Below are 16,253 nucleotides of genomic sequence, written 5' to 3'. Positions count from 1 at the left end.
AGACGATGAAAATCACGGTGGATGTGGATTGCACGCCCGAGGAGGCACGCCGATTCATGGGACTGCCCGATCTCGCACCCGTGCACGCCGCTTATGTCGATCGCATGACCAAGGCGGTAAGCGAAGGCGTGACGCCCGACATGGTCGGCGACATGATGAACAAGTGGGGTCCGATGAGCGAGGCCGGAATGTCGATGTGGCGATCCATGCTCGAAGGGATGAGCGGACGCCGTGAGGGCTGAGCCGATCGCCGACACCATTTTCGCTCTGTCGTCCGGCGCACCGCCGGCCGCGATCGCGATCGTTCGGATCAGCGGCCCACGGGCGGACGCCGCGCTTGCTGAACTCGCGGGCAGCCTGCCGCCGCCGCGACACGCGCAGCTGGCCACCTTGCGCCGCGCTGGCGAGGTGCTCGATCGGGCCGTGGTGATCCGGTTCCCCGGGCCTGGCAGTGTCACCGGGGAGGATCTCGTTGAGCTTCATCTTCATGGTGGCAGGGCTATCGTTGCGGTCGTGCTGGAAGCTTTGGCGGAGCTCGACGGCTTTCGTCCTGCTGTGGCAGGTGAGTTCACCCGCCGTGCGTTCGATAATGGCCGCGTGGATCTCCCGGAGGCGGAAGGGCTCGCCGATCTTCTGTCCGCCGAAACCCAGTCACAGCGCAGGGCGGCCCAGGCGCTCGCCGGGGGTGCCCTCAGCCGGCAGATCGAGATCTGGCAACAGACCCTGCTTGGGCTCTCCGCGCGGCTGGAAGCGAGCCTTGATTTCTCCGACGAAGGTGAGGTCGGCGACGATTTGCCGCCGCGCTGGATCGAAGAGGTCGCTGCGTTCGCGGCGGAGCTCGACGCCTATCTTGCCCGCCCGTCCGTCGAACGTCTGCGCGATGGCGTGCGGGTGGTGATCGCGGGACCGCCGAATGCCGGGAAGTCAAGCCTGCTCAACTGGCTCGTCGGCCGCCAGGCAGCCATCGTCGCAGCGATTGCCGGAACGACACGTGATCTTGTCGAAGCCCCGACCTCGATCGCGGGTACGCCCTTCTTGCTGGTCGACACGGCTGGCCTGCGGGAAAGTGACGACGAGGTCGAAGCCATCGGTGTAGGGAGGGCGCTCGACAGCATTGCCGCAGCGGATGTCGTGCTGTGGCTCGGAGCGGCAGAGGACTGTCCTCACCCGGAGCGCGCGATCATCGTTCAGTCCAAGATCGACCTTGGGCTTGGTGAGCCGTCGCCTCGAGCCGCTATTGGCGTTTCGGCGGAGACAGGGGAGGGGATGAGCGCGTTGATTGATTTGCTGATCTCCCGGGCAAGATGCCTTTTGCCGGGCAACGGCGAGGTCGCGCTGAACGAGCGCCACCGGTCGGAGTTGGTGCGGGTACGCGCCCAGCTGCAGGAGGTCATTGGAACCGCTGACCATCTCATCGCCGCGGAGAGCCTCCGCCAGGCACGAGTGGCATTGGACGCGATCACCGGACGTTCGGGTGTCGAGAACATGCTGGACGCCCTGTTCGGGCGTTTCTGCATCGGGAAGTAGGGCATGTTTCACGTGGAACATGGTGGAAGTTGCCGTCTTCGCTCCGGGCCGATTTTGCGCTAAAGGCGCGTCGTGAACCAGAAATTCGATGTCATCATCGTCGGCGGCGGACATGCCGGCGTCGAAGCGGCCTGTGCGGCCGCCAGGATGGGTGCGGCCGTCGGGCTCGTCACGTTCGCACGCGGGCAAATTGGAGCCATGTCGTGCAATCCTGCCATTGGGGGCCTGGGCAAGGGCCATCTGGTCAAGGAGGTGGATGCCTTTGATGGCGTGATCGGACGGGCGGCCGACGCAGCCGGCATTCACTATCGGATGCTCAATGCCAGCAAGGGTGCTGCGGTCCGGGGACCAAGAGTGCAGGCCGATCGCCGGCTGTTCAAATCCGCTGTGCAAGGGTTCGTAGATGCGCAACCTGGCTTGGTGGTCATTGAGGGTGAAGCTGCCGCGTTGCAGCTGGACGGACGGGTTATCACCGGCCTGACCTTGGCCGATGGCTCGCAGATTGGTGCGAAGGCTGTGGTACTCGCCACCGGAACTTTCCTTGGAGGAAAGCTGCACTTCGGCATGACGAGCTGCGCCGGCGGCCGTGTCGGGGAGCGTGCGGCGACTGCGATCGCTTTCCAACTCCGGGCAATGAACCTTCCACTCGCGCGGCTGAAGACCGGGACGCCTCCCCGGCTCGACGGGCGCACGATCGATTGGGGCGCGCTGGAGCGCCAGGATTCGGATCCCTCTCACTGGACGATGTCGCCGATGGGGGGCGGGCGTTCGGCACCGCAGCTCTTTTGTGCGATTACCCGCACTACGCCCGAGGCTCACGCGATCATCCGGGGCGGGCTCGATCGTTCACCGCTCTTCGCCGGTGAGATTGTCGGCGTCGGGCCTCGCTATTGCCCATCGATCGAGGACAAGGTTCATCGTTTCGCCGATCGGGAATCTCACCAGGTCTTCCTCGAACCGGAAGGCTTGGACGACCACGTCGTCTATCCCAACGGAATCTCGACATCCTTGCCGGAGGACGTCCAGCTGGCCATGGTGCGGTCGATGCCGGGACTCCGAAGGGTCGAGATTCTCCAGCCCGGTTACGCCGTCGAGTATGATCACGTGGATCCGAGAATCCTCGAACCATCGCTGGGCGTGCGCGACGTTTCCGGCCTGTTCCTCGCCGGCCAGATCAACGGCACCACGGGCTATGAAGAAGCGGCAGCGCAGGGCCTGGTTGCCGGCCTCAACGCGGCGGCGCATGCCGGAGCCGGGGAGCCGATCCTGTTCGATCGCGGCGATTCCTATATCGGCGTCATGGTCGACGATCTCACCCTCCAGGGCGTCACTGAGCCGTATCGCATGCTGACTGCGCGTGCCGAGTATCGGCTCCGTCTCCGCGCGGACAATGCCGAGGCGCGGCTGACTCAGCAGGCGATCGACGCTGGAGCTACTACGCCTGAGCGGCGCCGCCATTTCGAACGTTCCAGGTTCCACCGTCGGGCGATCGAAGATTCGCTCAGCGTTGCACGGACGGGAGCGGAGCTGATCCGAGTGGGCATCGACGTCCGGGATGACGGTGTGCGTCGGACCCTCGCTGAGTGGCTGCGCTTCCCGGCCGTGGACCGATCCGCGTTGCTGAAGCTCTTACCGGAACTGGCTAAGATGCCGAGTGACATCCTCGAGGAGGCTGTCGAGGACCATCGCTACGCCCCCTATGTCGAACGACAGCAGGCGGAGATTTCGCGGCTTCGGGCCGATGAAGCAATCCGCGTTCCGCTTGATCTTAATTATTCCGCGATAGCAGGACTCTCGAATGAGATGGTCGAACGCCTCACCCGATCCCGGCCTCAGACGATCGGCGCGGCGAGCCGTATTCGCGGCATCACGCCCGCCGCGCTCGCCGCAATTCTCGTCCATGCCCGTCGAAAAGCCGCTTAAGTGACCGAGGACCAAGCTCGCGATGCTCTCGATGTTCCACGTGAAACATTAGCAAGGCTCGACAGCTTCGTTCGATACCTCACCGAGGAGAATGACAGGCAGAATCTTGTTTCCCGACCGTCGCTGGAGTCGGTGTGGGCGCGCCACATCTACGACTCGGCGCAATTGCTTCGCTTCGTTCCGGAACAGGCAAACACGTGGCTTGATCTGGGGACCGGCGCCGGCTTTCCAGGTTTGATCGCGGCGGCGATGCATCCTGCAAATTTCACGCTGGTCGAGGCACGTCGGCTCAGGGTCGAGTTCCTCATTCGCAGTGCTGAAATCCTGGGTGTAGCCGAGCGAACCGACATCCTCCTTTCGAAGATCGAAGCGGTTCCCCTGGGGGCTTTTGCCGTGATCAGCGCCCGCGCTTTCGCGCCATTGGACAAATTGCTGGGCCTCGCAGAGAAGTTTTCCACAACTGATACGGTTTGGGTGCTTCCAAAGGGACGAAACGCGAAGTCCGAACTCGACGCGATTCGGTCTTCATGGCAGGGTGACTTTCGTCTCGAGCCGAGCCTCACCGATTCCGACGCGCAGATCATCGTCGCCCGCGAGGTTCGCCGCAAGCATGGGGGGAAACGAACCCGATGATCCGTATAGCCGTAGCCAATCAGAAGGGCGGGGTTGGCAAGACCACGACGGCGATCAACATCGCAACGGCGCTTGCCGCAACCGGTTGGCGCGTCCTGCTCGTTGATCTCGATCCGCAGGGCAATGCCTCCACCGGGCTCGGCATCGGCCACGCCCAGCGTGATCTGTCCAGCTACGACCTGCTCACGTCGAGCTGCACGGTCGAGGAAGCCTTCGTACCTACCCGGGTTCCGCGTCTCGATCTCGTGCCGGCAACGGTCGATCTATCCGGAGCGGAGATCGAGCTGGTCGAGTTGCCGGAACGAACACACCGGCTCGACAATGCGCTTGCGTCCACTCCGCCGGGCCGGTGGGATGTGTGCCTTATCGATTGTCCGCCCTCGCTGGGCCTGCTGACGATCAATGCGCTCGTTGCCGCTCATTCGATTCTGGTGCCGCTGCAGACCGAGTTCTTCGCTCTCGAGGGCCTCAGCCAGCTGCTGCAGACGATCGAGCGCATCCGCGCCAGGTTCAATCCCGAGCTCTCTATTCTTGGCGTTGCGCTGACCATGTTCGACCGTCGCAACAATCTGTCCGCGCAGGTTGCCGATGACGTTCGCGCCTGCCTCGGCAAGGTGGTGTTCGACACCGTCATTCCCCGCAACGTTCGCCTGTCCGAAGCGCCCAGCCACGGGATACCCGCTCTTATCTACGACCATCGCTGCTCCGGCTCCGAAGCCTACATTGCACTCGCCCGCGAACTGATCGCCCGAATGCCCAAGCGCGCGGTGGCGGCATGAGCGACGACGCTCCGGCACGTCGACGTCCTTCGGGGCTCGGGCGCGGCCTGTCGTCGCTGCTTGGTGAAGTCGCGCAGGAAGCGCCGATCTCCGCCGGCGGGGCGAGCGCCGCGCGCGGCGGCGTCCAGATGATGCCGGTGTCGAGCATCGAGCCGCACCTCGATCAGCCGCGCCGCCATTTCGACGAAGCCGCGCTGGCGGAGCTTGCCGAGTCGATCCAGACTCGCGGGCTGATCCAGCCGATCGTCGTGCGTCCGCACGGGCACCGCTATCAGATCGTCGCCGGGGAGCGTCGCTGGCGTGCGGCGCAGAAGGCGCGGCTGCACGAAGTCCCGGTAATCGTTCGCGAGTTCAACGACGCGGAAACGCTCGAAGTCGCCCTGCTCGAAAACATCCAGCGGCAGGATCTCAATGCGATCGAAGAGGCCGAAGGGTATCGAAGGCTGATCCACGAATATGGACACACGCAGGAAGAGCTTGGGAAGATCGTCAACAAGTCGCGGAGTCACGTCGCCAACCTGTTGAGATTGCTCGATCTTCCGGAAACTGTCAGGACCATGGTGGTCGAGGGCGAGCTCAGCATGGGTCATGCCCGCGCGCTCGTCACCGCCGCAGAGCCGGAGACGATCGCGCGTGAGGTCGTCGATCGCGGCCTGTCCGTGCGCGACACCGAGAAGCTTGCCCGGTTCGGCAAGCCCAACCGGGAACGCCAGCAGCGGCTCGACTACAAGCCGGGATCGAGCGCCGACATCGACGCGCTGGAACGGCAATTGGGTGACATGCTTGGTCTCAAGGTCCAGATCAAGCACGGGCCGACTGGCGGTGCCGTCATGCTCAATTATTCGACACTGGATCAGCTCGACATGATCTGTCAGCGCCTAAGCGGGGAAAAGATCTAGCTTCTCGGCTCGGCCCGTGTTCGACCGGGGAGGGACATTGAGGGTCAGCGAAGCCGCGCGGCCTGTCGGCAGATCGCGAACAGCTCCTCGTCCACCGCAGCGGCGCCGAGGCCTCCTGACGCCTTGGCTTGGCGCTCGGCCTCGACCAGGCGGCTGACGCTCTTTGCCAGAAGATCCGAGCGCCAGCGGCCGACCTGGCTGGCGACCGATCCCTTCTCTTTCCAGAACAGCGCCTTTCCGGCCGTCGCCATGACGGAGTCGACGCTGTTACCGGCCTCGACCCCGGCGCGGAGCTTGGCGAGCAGGCTCATCCGCCGGAGCACCGCGCGGATCAGCGGGATTCCCTCGATGCCTTCGCTGGAGAGGCGGGCAAGCTCTGCACCGAGCTGATCGGGCCTGCCGCCGCTGACGCTGTCGACAAGGCGGCTGAGATCGCCTTCTTCGGCGCTGGCGCCGATTGCGTCGAGCGCGTCATGATCGACCGGCTGCGGGTGGGCCGGGTCGGCATCGACATAGAGCGCGAGCTTCTGCAGCTCCTGGGCGAGGATCGCGCGATTGCCGTTGCAGGCATCGGCAAGCCGCCGTGCCAGGTCCGAACGGATGATAAGGCCGAATTCACGGGCCATCTCGGCGGCGAGGCGATCGGCCTCCTGACCCTCGGGCGCATAACTCGCGAAGGCGAGCGCGGCAGGCTCGGCAAGCGCCAGCTTCAGCAGCTTCGAGCTCGGCTTCAGCGCACCGGCGATCAGCACCACCGGATTTCCGGCCGCGGGAGCCTGCAGGAGCGCCTCGACGGCGGCCAGGCTCTCATCGCCCGCGGGCTCGACGATGATGTAGCGGGCGCCGCCGAACAGCGAAATTGATGCCGCCTCATCGGCGAGGCGGGCAGGATCTCCCTTGAGCTCCGCGCCGGTGAGTTCGATCCGCTCCGCCTCCGGTCCGGCGGCAGCCTTGACGTGACGCAGCAGAGCCCGCGAACCGGAATCATCGGGGCCGTAGAGAAGGAAGAAACGCCAGTCGCCGGGAGCCTTCAGCGCGCGGTCGATCTGGCCCTTTGCAGCCTTCACCGCTCCGGGCCGCCCCGCGAGGCGAACTGGGCAAGGCGGGCGACGATCTGGTCAGCGACCTCGTTCGACAGCCGCTCGAGCGCCGTCTGTTCGGCAGCCACGGTTGCATATTCGGAGCTGACGACGTCGATGCCGGCGTCGGACCCTGCGGTGGCATCGAGCACGACGGTGCCCTTGTCGGCTTCCACAAGGCGATAGCGGGCGCGCAGAGTCCGGCGTTCGCGAGTCTCGGCATCGTCCCGCCGCACGCCGAAGCCGATGATCTGGTCGTCGAGCGTGACCTCCAGGCGATAGCGATGCGGGACGCCGTCCTTGGTGCCGAGGCGGTCTTCCAGGGCGGTGCGGACCAGCCACCCGCCGCGGCCGCCGATCGGCGCGACCGACACGGACTGCAGCGACTGTGCAACCGGACCGTTGCTGCCGCCGCTGTACAGCGGCTTCAGCCCGCACGCCGAGAGGCCCAGAGCCAGAGCGAGGCCAAGGCCTAGTCGGGCGAGAGAGGGCTTCATGCGACGATGTTGACCAGGCGGTCGGGGACGACGATCACCTTGCGAGGTGCCTTGCCCTCGAGCAGACGGACGATCTTTTCGGATCCGAGCGCCATCTCCTCCAGTGCGTCCTTGGCCGCACCCTTGGGCGCCGTGAGCGTGTCGCGGAGCTTGCCGTTGACCTGAACCGCGATCGTTACCTCATCCTCGACCAACAAGGCAGGATCGACGTCAGGCCAAGCGGCATCGGCGATCAGGCCTTCCCGCCCGAGCGACGTCCAAGCCTGTTCGGCAAGGTGCGGCACCATCGGCGCCACCAGCAGCAGCAGACTTTCGATGGCCTGCCCGCGGGAGGGAGAGGGCCCCGCCTTTTCGATGGCATTGGCGAGTTCGTAGATGTTCGCCACCGCCTTGTTGAAGGACAGGGATTCCACGTTGGCCGCGACTGCGGCGATGGTTTGGTGAAGCTTGCGATCGAGTGCCTTGTCGGCCTCGGATGCGCCGGTGTCGCCGAGCCAGGTCGACGAGCCTTGCTCGACCAGCTCGGAGGCGAGCCGCCAGAGCCGCTGAACGAAGCGCCAACTGCCCTCGATGCCGGCCTCGCTCCACGGCAGGTCGCGTTCCGGCGGACTGTCGGAGAGCATGAACCAGCGAACGGCATCGGCGCCATATTGGTCGAGGATGGGCTCGGGATCGACCGTGTTACGCTTCGATTTGGACATCTTCTCGACACGGCCGACGGTCACCGCCTCGCCGCTCTCCTCGACGATCAGTCCGCCGTCGCTTTGGACGACCTCGCCTGGGCTCAGCCAACGGCCGTCAGGCGCCTTGTAGGTCTCGTGGGTGACCATGCCCTGGGTGAAGAGACCCTGGAACGGTTCGTCAACGTCGATGCGACCGATCCGCTTCAGCGCGCGAGTCCAGAAACGCGCATAGAGGAGGTGGAGGATCGCATGCTCGACGCCGCCGATATATTGATCGACCGGCAACCAGCTCTCCGCCACGGCGCGGTCGAACGGCTGGTCGGCCGGCTGGCTTGCGAAGCGGATGAAATACCAGCTCGAATCGACGAACGTGTCGAGCGTGTCGGTTTCGCGCCGGGCCGCAGCGCCGCAGGTCGGGCAATCGACCTTGGACCAGGTGGGGTGACGATCCAGCGGATTGCCGGGAATATCGAAGCTGACATCCTCGGGCAGCACGACCGGCAATTGGTCCTTGGGGACCGGAACCGCGCCGCAGGCCTCGCAGTGGATGATCGGGATCGGGGTGCCCCAATAACGCTGACGCGACACGCCCCAGTCGCGAAGGCGCCATACGGTCGTGCCTTCGCCCCAGCCGCCGGCTTCGGCGCGCGCGATCACCTCGCGGATCCCGTCCTGTGCCGTCAATCCGTCAAGGAAGGCGCTGTTCACGAGCCGGCCCGGGCCGGTATAGGCCTCGGTCCCGATCGGCTCGGCAGCTTCCTCGGGCGAGGGTGCGACGACCCGGGTCACGGGAAGGCCGTATTTGCGGGCGAAATCAAGATCGCGCTGATCGTGCGCCGGGCAACCGAACACGGCCCCAGTTCCGTACTCCATCAGGACGAAGTTCGCGACATAGACCGGCAGCGTCCAGTTCGGATCCAGCGGATGCTGCACCCGAAGGCCGGTGTCGAAGCCCTTCTTCTCGGCGGTCTCGAGTTCGGCGGCGGTGGTGCCGCCCTTCTTGCACTCGTCGATGAAGGCCGCGAGCGCCGGATTGTTCTCGGCGATTGCGGTCGCGATCGGGTGGTCGGCGGCGATCGCCGCGAAGCTCGCGCCGAAGATCGTGTCGGGACGGGTGGTGAACACCTCGAACCCGTCCTGGTCTGCGACGGGCTCGGTCAGCGCGAAGCGGAAGCGCAGGCCCTGGCTCTTTCCGATCCAATTCTCCTGCATCAACCGGACTTTCTCCGGCCAATCCTCGAGCGAGCCAAGGCCGTCGAGCAGCTCTTCGGCGAAATCGGTGATCTTAAGGAACCATTGGCTGAGCTTGCGTCGCTCGACGAGTGCGCCCGATCGCCAGCCGCGGCCGTCGATCACCTGCTCGTTGGCGAGCACGGTCATGTCGACCGGGTCCCAATTGACCTCGCTCTGCTTGCGATAGACGAGCCCCGCCTCGAACAAGTCCAGAAACAATGCCTGTTCCTGGCCGTAATAGGCCGGATCGCAGGTCGCCAGCTCACGGCTCCAGTCGAGCGCGAAGCCGATCCGCTTCAATTGCGCGCGCATCGCCGCGATATTGTCCCAGGTCCACGCGCCGGGATGGACCTTCTTTTCCATCGCTGCATTCTCGGCGGGCATGCCGAAGGCGTCCCAACCCATCGGGTGCAGCACTTCGAAGCCGTTCATCCGCCGGTAGCGTGCGAGCACGTCGCCCATCGTATAGTTGCGTACGTGGCCCATGTGGATGCGCCCCGACGGATAGGGGAACATCTCGAGAATATAGGCCTTCGGCTTGCCGCTCGCGTCGGAGGCGTGGAAGGTTCCCCGCTCTTCCCAGACTTTCTGCCAATGGGCATCGGCCTCGAGCGGATTGAAACGCGCCGCCATGTATGAACTCCTTTAGCCGGCGATCGCGTTCCGGCGAAGGTCGCGGGCCTTGGTGAGGATGACCTCCTCCAATTTCTGAACGGTGGCCGCAGTGACCGGAGCATCGACCCACTGGCCGTTGCGCAGCACCTGGCGCGACGCCGCGACACGGAGTGCATCGGCGCGAAGATCGCGGTCGAGAATGGTTGCCGTGACTTTGACCCGATCGCCCTGGGTGTTCGGATTCTGGTACCAGTCGGTTACGATCACACCGCTGTTGGCATCGGCTTGGACCAGGGGCGCGAACGACAGAGTGTCGAGCGCAGCGCGCCACAGATAAGCGTTGACGCCGATCGTGGTGACGTTGGACGCCGCGAGATCCGCCGCCCGCACCTTGTCCGGCTCGCCCTTGCCAAGCGTCTTGTTGATGTCTTTCTGGATGAAGTCGCAAGCGCTCAGCGAGAAAGCCAGCCCGATCGAGAGGGCGAGAGTGGCGGCGCGTACCATCAGGGTGGTTCCTTGGAAACTACAGGGGGTCAGGCGCCGTTATAGATAAGCGGGCGCGGGCGGCAAGCGTCTTGGCTCCGCTGCGAATCAGGGTTACGGGCCGCCAGCGCTGTCATCGAAGTGCAACGACGATTGTGGATAACGTGCAACAGCCGATAGGATTCGTTTCGGAACGGGTTCTGCTTGCTGGTTTGAAGCGTTTGAGCGCTCTACATGGCATGAACAGGGAGAGTCGTAAGGCGTGTTGAGAATCGTAGGCATATCTGCGGCAGGGGGCGTGGCGCTGACAGCGTTGGCGCTCGTGCTCACGCCTGCGCTTGCAGCGCCTACCAAGTCGACGCCGCCGGCGCGCTATCGTCTGACGCCCACGGGTACCGACGTCTTCACGCCCGCCGCTGCCGACCCGCGTCTCGCTGCCGAGCTGGCGCGGCGCGGTCTCAATGGCGGCAATTTCCGCTTCACCCCGTCGACCTCGACCAGCGTCGGCAGCCGCAACATCCGGGTCGCCGTGCGCGCCCGTGCGGCGACTCCGCAGCAAGCGATCCGTGCCGCCGAGACGTCGACGACCCCGGTCACTGCGATCACGCCCAGCGCGTACAATCTCGGCGTCTCGGTCGGCTGGCGCAACTTCGCGCTTTCGGGCGACGTCGCCGAGGTCAAAGGCGGAACCCTGCCGGGCGGCCGCAAAAATGCCGAAGTTGGCGTGAGCTATTCGGGCAAGCGCTTCACCGGGCGCATCGAGGCGGGAGTCGACAAGGCGGATCCGACCACGCCGCGGATCATTCCGATCGAGAATGGCTATTCGCTCGGAGTCGGTGGATCCTACAAGATCACCCGCAACATCGATGTGACGGGCGGAGTCCGCTACAAGTTCCAGCGTGACCGCCTCGAGCCGGTGAGCGACCAGCGCCGCGACAGCCAGGCCGTCTACATCGGAACGGCTTTCCGCTTCTAAGCCGATTGCGGCTGAATCAGGCGCTGCCCCACGCATCGATCGCTGCCCATCCATAGGCGCCGAGCGCCCGCAACCCGCGGGCGCGCTCGGCCGTCATGCCGCCCAGCGCGATGATCGGAATCGCCGTTCGGCTGGCGATGAGTCCGAACCGTACCCGGCCCAGAGTGCGGCCGCCCGGATGCGATCGGGTCGGAAAGACGGGCGAGAGGAAGATGAGGTCGGCGCCGAGGCGCTCGGCCGCTCTGACTTCGCTGAGGTCATGGGCAGGGGCAGTGAAGAGCCCGCGCCCCTGCACGCCGTGACGACCATCGGCACCGGCCAGCGCGAAGCCGGCGACGATGAGGACGAGCCTGCGCCGTCTCGCCACGGCGCGTACGGCATGGAACAGCCGCCGGCGCTCGCCGGGCGCCAGGCCGTAGTGGCGGAACACCACGCCGGCGCCCTTGGGCAGGCGTTCGAGCGCGGTCCAGAGATCCTCGCCCTGCCGTTCGTCGGTCATCAGCCAAAGGCGCGGCAGAGGCTGGCGGCGGAGCATGGGGCTACCTATAGCAGCCGCCATGAATGGTGCAGCAGAGGAACGACTAAGCGAGATCCGCTCCCGGATCGACAAGGCGGCGGAGCTCGCGCGGCGCAAGGCTGTAGACGTGACGCTGATCGCGATCTCCAAGACCCATGACGCCCAAGCAATCCGGCCGCTGCTGGCTTCGGGGCAGCGTGTGTTCGGCGAGAATCGCGTTCAGGAGGCGGAGGCCAAATGGCCGGCGCTGCAGCGCGAATTCCCCGATGTCGTCCTGCACCATGTCGGGCAGCTTCAGTCGAACAAGGCGGACGAGGCTGTGGCGCTGTTCGACGCCATCCACGGCGTCGATCGACCGTCCCTGGTCACCGCGCTCGCCAAGGCGATGGAGAAGACCGGACGTCGTCCCGATTGCTTCCTGCAGGTGAATGTCGGCGACGAGCCGCAGAAAGGCGGCTGCCCGGTGGCCGAACTCCCGACACTGATCGAGGGCGCGCGCGAGGCCGGGTTGCCGATCATTGGGCTGATGTGCGTGCCGCCGGCGGACGTGGAGCCGGCACCCTATTTTGCCTTGCTGGCAAAGCTCGCGCGGCGGCACGGTCTCGGCGCCCTCAGCATGGGCATGTCCGGCGATTTCGAGACTGCGGTGACCATCGGTGCCACCCATGTTCGGGTCGGGACCGCCCTGTTCGGAGAGCGCGCTTGAAGTTCGACGCCCTGATTTTCGACTTCGACGGTGTCCTCCTGGAGAGCGAATATGCCGGAAACCGGCAGATTGCGGACTATCTCACCCGGATCGGCCACCCGACCACGCCCGAACATTCGATGGCGCATTTCATGGGCCTTGCCGGCCCTGCATTCCTCGCTGCGATCGAGCAGTGGATCGGCCGTCCGCTTCCGGACGACTTCCACGTCGCGCGCGCGGAGGAGGATGCACGCGTGCTCGAGCAGGGCCTCGAAGCGGTCGCCGGGGCGATCGCATTTATCGAAACCCTGCCGCATGCCCTTCCCAAGGCGATTGCGTCGTCCAGCTCCACCCATTGGATCGAGACTCACCTCGACCATCTGAAGCTGCGAGAGCTTTTCCAGGATCGGATCTTCAGCGGTGCGGAGCATGTCGAGCGCGGCAAGCCGGCACCCGATCTCTACTGGCTGGCCGCGAGGAACCTCGGCGTCGACATCAGGGATTGCGTGATCATCGAGGACAGCCCGGTCGGCGTGACGGGGGCCGTGGCGTCGGGCGCTCAGGTGATCGGTCTCTGCGCGGGCCGCCATTGCGGAGCGGACCATGCGGGTCGGCTGCGTTCGCTCGGCGTCCACCACATCGCGGCAAGCTTCGAGGACGTCGCCGCCCTGCTGTTCGGACAGTAGGCTTCCAGCGGGGATCAGCGCCCGCCCGGCGCCGGCCTGTGCGAACAGGCCCAGGGTGAGGGCGCAATATGCGGGCGTGCCGCCGGCCAGCACCCCCCAGGGTACGCGGCCGGGCTCCCAGATCGATCGCCGACTGGTCGATCGTCCACGGCTTCGCCCCCCGGCCATGGACGGTGTGTTCTGGACCGATCACGGCGCAGCGGAGCGCGCCGTGGGCGCGCTCCTGCGACGAGTGCTCGATCACCTGCAGGTTTGACGTGAAGCGGCCCTACAAAGCGTGGCCGCTGCGGGTGCGCTTGGTATCGAGATAAGCGCGGTTGTGGGGATTGAGCCCGCGTTGCAAGGGAACCCGTTCGCGCACGTGGATGCCGGCCGCTTCGAGGCCGGCGACCTTCCGGGGATTGTTGGTAAGCAGCCGCACTTCGGGCTGGCCCAGCGCCTCCAGCATGCGGGCGGCCACTGCGAAGCGCCGTTCGTCGTCGCCGAAGCCGAGGCGCAAATTTGCGTCTACCGTATCGAAGCCTTGGTCCTGTAGCGCGTAGGCTCTCAGCTTGTTGATCAGGCCGATCCCGCGGCCCTCCTGCCGGAGGTAGAGGAGGATTCCCCAGCCCGCCTCGGCGATCGCTTCGAGCGCGCCATCGAGTTGTGGGCCGCAATCGCATTTGAGCGATCCGAGCACGTCACCGGTCAGGCACTCGCTGTGCAGGCGCACGAGCGGTGGGACGCCGGTCGGCTGCCCGATCACCAGAGCGACATGCTCTGCCGGATCGCCAAGGGTCCGGAAGGCGACGATCTCGGCCTTCTCCGCCTGCTCGATCGGAAGGCGCGCGCGCGATGCCACCGACACGGAGGGCTGGTCCACGGTGAAGAAGATGTCCCCGCTCAACAGGTGCACCGCATCCGCGCCGGGCGTTCCGCCAGCGAACAGTGCGGGGAGCAAACCGGCGAGGCGGGTCAGCTGGATTGCCGCTTCGGCGCCTGAAGGTGCTGCGCCCGCACGGAAAGGGCCCTTGAGCGGGTTGGACAAGTCTCGGGCGGGGTCCGCAATCGCGACGGCTTCGGCAAGGTCGATCCACGACGTCCGCTCGATCAGCACCGGTCCGGTCGGAACCGCCTCGCGCTGGTTGGCGAGCTTGAGGGTCACGGCGCGCGGCCCGGAGATGAGGAGATCCGCGCGCCCCGGCGCATCGAACACCGCCAGTGCGGCGTCGTCGGCAGTCTCGACGCCGAGATAGGCCGTGCCGTCCACGGTCACCGTCCAGCCGCGCCGCAGCGCGTCGATGGCGCGCGCGACGTCGCGGCCGCCGGTCACAGGACGAACTCGGTCACGAGCGGAACGTGATCGGAGGGTTTGAGCCAGCTCCGGCAGATCTCGTGGACATGGTGTTCGGTCGCCTGCGCCGCAACATCCCTCGTCGCCCACATATGGTCGAGCCGGCGACCGCGATCGTTCTTGCTGAAATCGGGCGAGCGATAGCTCCACCAGGTGTGGAGCCGCTTTGGCGCGGGATGGAAATGACGGCCGAGATCGACCCAGTCGTTGCTCGATTGCAGCCTGGTCAGCGCCTCCACCTCGATCGGCGTGTGGCTGACCACCTTCAGCAATTGCTTGTGGCTCCAGACGTCGCATTCGAGCGGCGCAACGTTGAAGTCGCCGACGAGGATGGTCGGGCAGTCGCATTCCTCCGACCAGCGCGTCATCCGCTCGATGAAGTCGAGCTTCTGGCCGAATTTGGGGTTGAGCGCTCGGTCGGGGATATCGCCACCCGCCGGGATGTAGACATTCTCCAGGCGAATGCCGCAATCGAGGCGCACGCCAACGTGACGCGCTTCGCCATTCGCCTGCCAGTCATGATGCCGGTCTTCGTGCAACGGGATGCGCGACAGGATGGCGACGCCATGGTGCATGCGCTGGCCGCGGATCATCTGATGGACGTAGCCGAGATCCTGAAAGGCCGCGGCCGGAAAATCGGCATCCACCACCTTGGTTTCCTGGAGGCAGAGGACGTCGGGACTTTCGGAACGGAGGAACTGCTCGACGATGCCGATCCGTGCGCGCACGGAATTGATGTTCCAGGAAGCGATCTTCAATGTAGTGGACATGGCGCGGATGTAGCGACGCTTGGCCGCAAGCGCCACTGGTGCGCGCGAGGACGTGCTGCATTCGGAACGCTGCATCCGGAAACGCAAAGGCCCCCGCTCCGGGGGCGTGGAGCGGGGGCCAACCTTGCGGTATACGCGAGGTCGATTACGTTTTCCGGTCGGGCAACAGGGGGAAAACCCGAGGCGGTCTGCCGTAATCGCAGTCTGTTCTTTACCCCGAGCTACCTGTCGCCCGGATGAATGGTTTCTAAGTCCCGAACGGAAACTGAAATTATTTGGGCCGCCGATAGGTGAAAGCGCTGTCCGCCACAGGGACATTGAAGCGCTGATTGGTCAGCTTCACCGTAGTGCGGTTATTTTGCGCGTCGACGACGGTCCACCCCTGCAGCAGCAGCCCGGCGGGCGCGGATGCGACCCGGGCAAAGCCGAGGGTCACGGTGCCATATTGCGGGCGCTTCGGATCCTTGGCCTGGACGAGCAAGGTCTGCGAGTCGCTGCGGACGACCTTGGCGATCCGCGACAGGTTCGGATTGGGATCGAGCAGCACGCCGAGCGGCGAGTTGCCGATCGGCCAATCGTCGTCGCGCTTGGTCTCGTAATCCACCATGTGGAGCTTCTTGCCGTCGGCGACGATCAGCATCTGCACATCGGGCTGGTACTGGAAGCGGATCTTGCCGGGCCGCTTCAAGGTGAAGGTGCCGGTCAGCGTCTGGCCGCGCCGGTCGGTCTGGCTGAAGCTCGCAGTCATCGTGTTGACCGCCCTGAGATGGGCAGCCACGGCCGTCAGCGGAGAGGCCGCCTGCGCCAGCACCGTGCTCTGCGGCACGATCATCGCGGCCGCGACGATCGGCACGGCGGCCAAGGCGAGCGCTTTGAAACGCAACATCATGTGTCTCCTGAAGATCCGAATTTGCGGGGAGCGATAAGGTCGCGGC

At 65.5% G+C, this 16,253-nt stretch carries 17 protein-coding genes; 9 read left to right on the top strand and 8 right to left on the bottom strand.

Annotation, left to right across the window (positions count from 1 at the left end):
- The first annotated feature begins 5 nt into the window (after positions 1–5).
- The 6 genes from C7I55_RS04505 to C7I55_RS04480 all read left to right on the top strand — a co-directional run bounded on the left by C7I55_RS04505 (position 6) and on the right by C7I55_RS04480 (position 5,761).
- Positions 6–242, top strand: a complete 237-nt coding sequence (locus C7I55_RS04505; RefSeq protein WP_106511733.1) for a DUF6489 family protein — start codon at positions 6–8, stop codon at positions 240–242.
- A gap of 4 nt (positions 243–246) precedes the next feature.
- Entirely contained in the window at positions 247–1,527 is a 1,281-nt protein-coding gene (gene mnmE / locus C7I55_RS04500) for a tRNA uridine-5-carboxymethylaminomethyl(34) synthesis GTPase MnmE (protein ID WP_106512410.1), read from the top strand.
- 72 nt (positions 1,528–1,599) lie between these two features.
- A complete protein-coding gene (gene mnmG / locus C7I55_RS04495) occupies positions 1,600–3,450 on the top strand; it encodes a tRNA uridine-5-carboxymethylaminomethyl(34) synthesis enzyme MnmG (protein ID WP_106511732.1) in 1,851 nt (616 codons plus the stop codon).
- The gene (locus C7I55_RS04490; RefSeq protein WP_106511731.1) at positions 3,451–4,083 is read left to right on the top strand and encodes a 16S rRNA (guanine(527)-N(7))-methyltransferase RsmG; all 633 of its coding nucleotides are present in this window, start codon (positions 3,451–3,453) and stop codon (positions 4,081–4,083) included. It begins immediately after the preceding gene.
- Positions 4,080–4,862 (top strand): ParA family protein, encoded by a 783-nt coding sequence (locus C7I55_RS04485; RefSeq protein ID WP_106511730.1) that lies wholly within the window; start codon positions 4,080–4,082, stop codon positions 4,860–4,862. Before C7I55_RS04490 ends, C7I55_RS04485 begins: the two co-directional genes overlap by 4 nt.
- Positions 4,859–5,761, top strand: coding sequence for a ParB/RepB/Spo0J family partition protein (locus C7I55_RS04480; RefSeq protein ID WP_106511729.1), 903 nt, complete (start codon positions 4,859–4,861; stop codon positions 5,759–5,761). The genes C7I55_RS04485 and C7I55_RS04480 overlap by 4 nt, the downstream gene beginning before the upstream one ends.
- A gap of 44 nt (positions 5,762–5,805) precedes the next feature.
- Here the strand turns inward: C7I55_RS04480 and holA are convergent, their stop codons facing one another.
- The 4 genes from holA to C7I55_RS04460 are packed head-to-tail and all read right to left on the bottom strand — an operon-like array spanning position 5,806 to position 10,372.
- On the bottom strand, positions 5,806–6,828 hold the full coding sequence (gene holA / locus C7I55_RS04475; RefSeq protein WP_106511728.1) for a DNA polymerase III subunit delta: 1,023 nt from the start codon (positions 6,826–6,828) through the stop codon (positions 5,806–5,808).
- Positions 6,825–7,337: an LPS assembly lipoprotein LptE gene (lptE, locus tag C7I55_RS04470; protein ID WP_106511727.1), complete on the bottom strand. Its 513-nt coding sequence runs from the start codon at positions 7,335–7,337 to the stop codon at positions 6,825–6,827. The genes holA and lptE overlap by 4 nt, the downstream gene beginning before the upstream one ends.
- On the bottom strand, positions 7,334–9,886 hold the full coding sequence (gene leuS / locus C7I55_RS04465) for a leucine--tRNA ligase (protein WP_106511726.1): 2,553 nt from the start codon (positions 9,884–9,886) through the stop codon (positions 7,334–7,336). Before leuS ends, lptE begins: the two co-directional genes overlap by 4 nt.
- A 12-nt stretch (positions 9,887–9,898) precedes the next feature.
- Complete coding sequence (locus tag C7I55_RS04460; RefSeq protein ID WP_106511725.1) at positions 9,899–10,372, bottom strand: DUF3576 domain-containing protein; 474 nt, start codon at positions 10,370–10,372, stop codon at positions 9,899–9,901.
- A 241-nt stretch (positions 10,373–10,613) separates the two neighbouring features.
- Here C7I55_RS04460 and C7I55_RS04455 point away from each other — a divergent pair, with 241 nt between their 5' ends.
- Positions 10,614–11,327, top strand: coding sequence for a hypothetical protein (locus C7I55_RS04455; RefSeq protein WP_233222051.1), 714 nt, complete (start codon positions 10,614–10,616; stop codon positions 11,325–11,327).
- A 16-nt stretch (positions 11,328–11,343) separates the two neighbouring features.
- Here C7I55_RS04455 and C7I55_RS04450 read toward each other — a convergent pair whose 3' ends face one another.
- Positions 11,344–11,862, bottom strand: a complete 519-nt coding sequence (locus C7I55_RS04450; protein ID WP_106511724.1) for a thiamine phosphate synthase — start codon at positions 11,860–11,862, stop codon at positions 11,344–11,346.
- 22 nt (positions 11,863–11,884) lie between these two features.
- On the opposite strand from C7I55_RS04450, the gene C7I55_RS04445 reads away from it, so the two are divergent.
- Together C7I55_RS04445 and C7I55_RS04440 are read left to right on the top strand one after the other, a co-directional pair.
- Positions 11,885–12,550, top strand: coding sequence for a YggS family pyridoxal phosphate-dependent enzyme (locus tag C7I55_RS04445; protein ID WP_106511723.1), 666 nt, complete (start codon positions 11,885–11,887; stop codon positions 12,548–12,550).
- Entirely contained in the window at positions 12,547–13,215 is a 669-nt protein-coding gene (locus C7I55_RS04440) for an HAD family hydrolase (protein WP_106511722.1), read from the top strand. Before C7I55_RS04445 ends, C7I55_RS04440 begins: the two co-directional genes overlap by 4 nt.
- A 268-nt stretch (positions 13,216–13,483) precedes the next feature.
- Here the strand turns inward: C7I55_RS04440 and ribA are convergent, their stop codons facing one another.
- From ribA to C7I55_RS04425, 3 genes are all read right to left on the bottom strand, one after another.
- On the bottom strand, positions 13,484–14,527 hold the full coding sequence (ribA, locus tag C7I55_RS04435; RefSeq protein ID WP_106511721.1) for a GTP cyclohydrolase II: 1,044 nt from the start codon (positions 14,525–14,527) through the stop codon (positions 13,484–13,486).
- Positions 14,524–15,318, bottom strand: a complete 795-nt coding sequence (locus C7I55_RS04430; RefSeq protein WP_106512408.1) for an exodeoxyribonuclease III — start codon at positions 15,316–15,318, stop codon at positions 14,524–14,526. The genes ribA and C7I55_RS04430 overlap by 4 nt, the downstream gene beginning before the upstream one ends.
- A gap of 271 nt (positions 15,319–15,589) precedes the next feature.
- Positions 15,590–16,204: a LolA family protein gene (locus C7I55_RS04425; RefSeq protein WP_106512407.1), complete on the bottom strand. Its 615-nt coding sequence runs from the start codon at positions 16,202–16,204 to the stop codon at positions 15,590–15,592.
- Between the last annotated feature and the right edge of the window lie 49 nt (positions 16,205–16,253).

Origin of the sequence: Allosphingosinicella deserti, from assembly GCF_003012735.1 — a bacterium.
Taxonomy (GTDB): domain Bacteria; phylum Pseudomonadota; class Alphaproteobacteria; order Sphingomonadales; family Sphingomonadaceae; genus Allosphingosinicella; species Allosphingosinicella deserti.
Note: the sequence above shows the minus strand (reverse complement) of the source record. Positions and strands in the feature narration are given on the sequence as shown.

What these genes read in the sequence shown, in the direction of transcription:
- C7I55_RS04430 (WP_106512408.1), bottom strand. Translation starts at nt 15,318, where the DNA reads ATGTCCACTACATTGAAGATCGCTTCCTGGAACATCAATTCCGTGCGC.
- lptE (WP_106511727.1), bottom strand. Translation starts at nt 7,337, where the DNA reads ATGAAGCCCTCTCTCGCCCGACTAGGCCTTGGCCTCGCTCTGGCTCTG.
- C7I55_RS04450 (WP_106511724.1), bottom strand. Translation starts at nt 11,862, where the DNA reads ATGCTCCGCCGCCAGCCTCTGCCGCGCCTTTGGCTGATGACCGACGAA.
- C7I55_RS04505 (WP_106511733.1), top strand. Translation starts at nt 6, where the DNA reads ATGAAAATCACGGTGGATGTGGATTGCACGCCCGAGGAGGCACGCCGA.
- C7I55_RS04460 (WP_106511725.1), bottom strand. Translation starts at nt 10,372, where the DNA reads ATGGTACGCGCCGCCACTCTCGCCCTCTCGATCGGGCTGGCTTTCTCG.
- C7I55_RS04485 (WP_106511730.1), top strand. Translation starts at nt 4,080, where the DNA reads ATGATCCGTATAGCCGTAGCCAATCAGAAGGGCGGGGTTGGCAAGACC.
- leuS (WP_106511726.1), bottom strand. Translation starts at nt 9,886, where the DNA reads ATGGCGGCGCGTTTCAATCCGCTCGAGGCCGATGCCCATTGGCAGAAA.
- C7I55_RS04425 (WP_106512407.1), bottom strand. Translation starts at nt 16,204, where the DNA reads ATGTTGCGTTTCAAAGCGCTCGCCTTGGCCGCCGTGCCGATCGTCGCG.
- C7I55_RS04445 (WP_106511723.1), top strand. Translation starts at nt 11,885, where the DNA reads ATGAATGGTGCAGCAGAGGAACGACTAAGCGAGATCCGCTCCCGGATC.
- C7I55_RS04480 (WP_106511729.1), top strand. Translation starts at nt 4,859, where the DNA reads ATGAGCGACGACGCTCCGGCACGTCGACGTCCTTCGGGGCTCGGGCGC.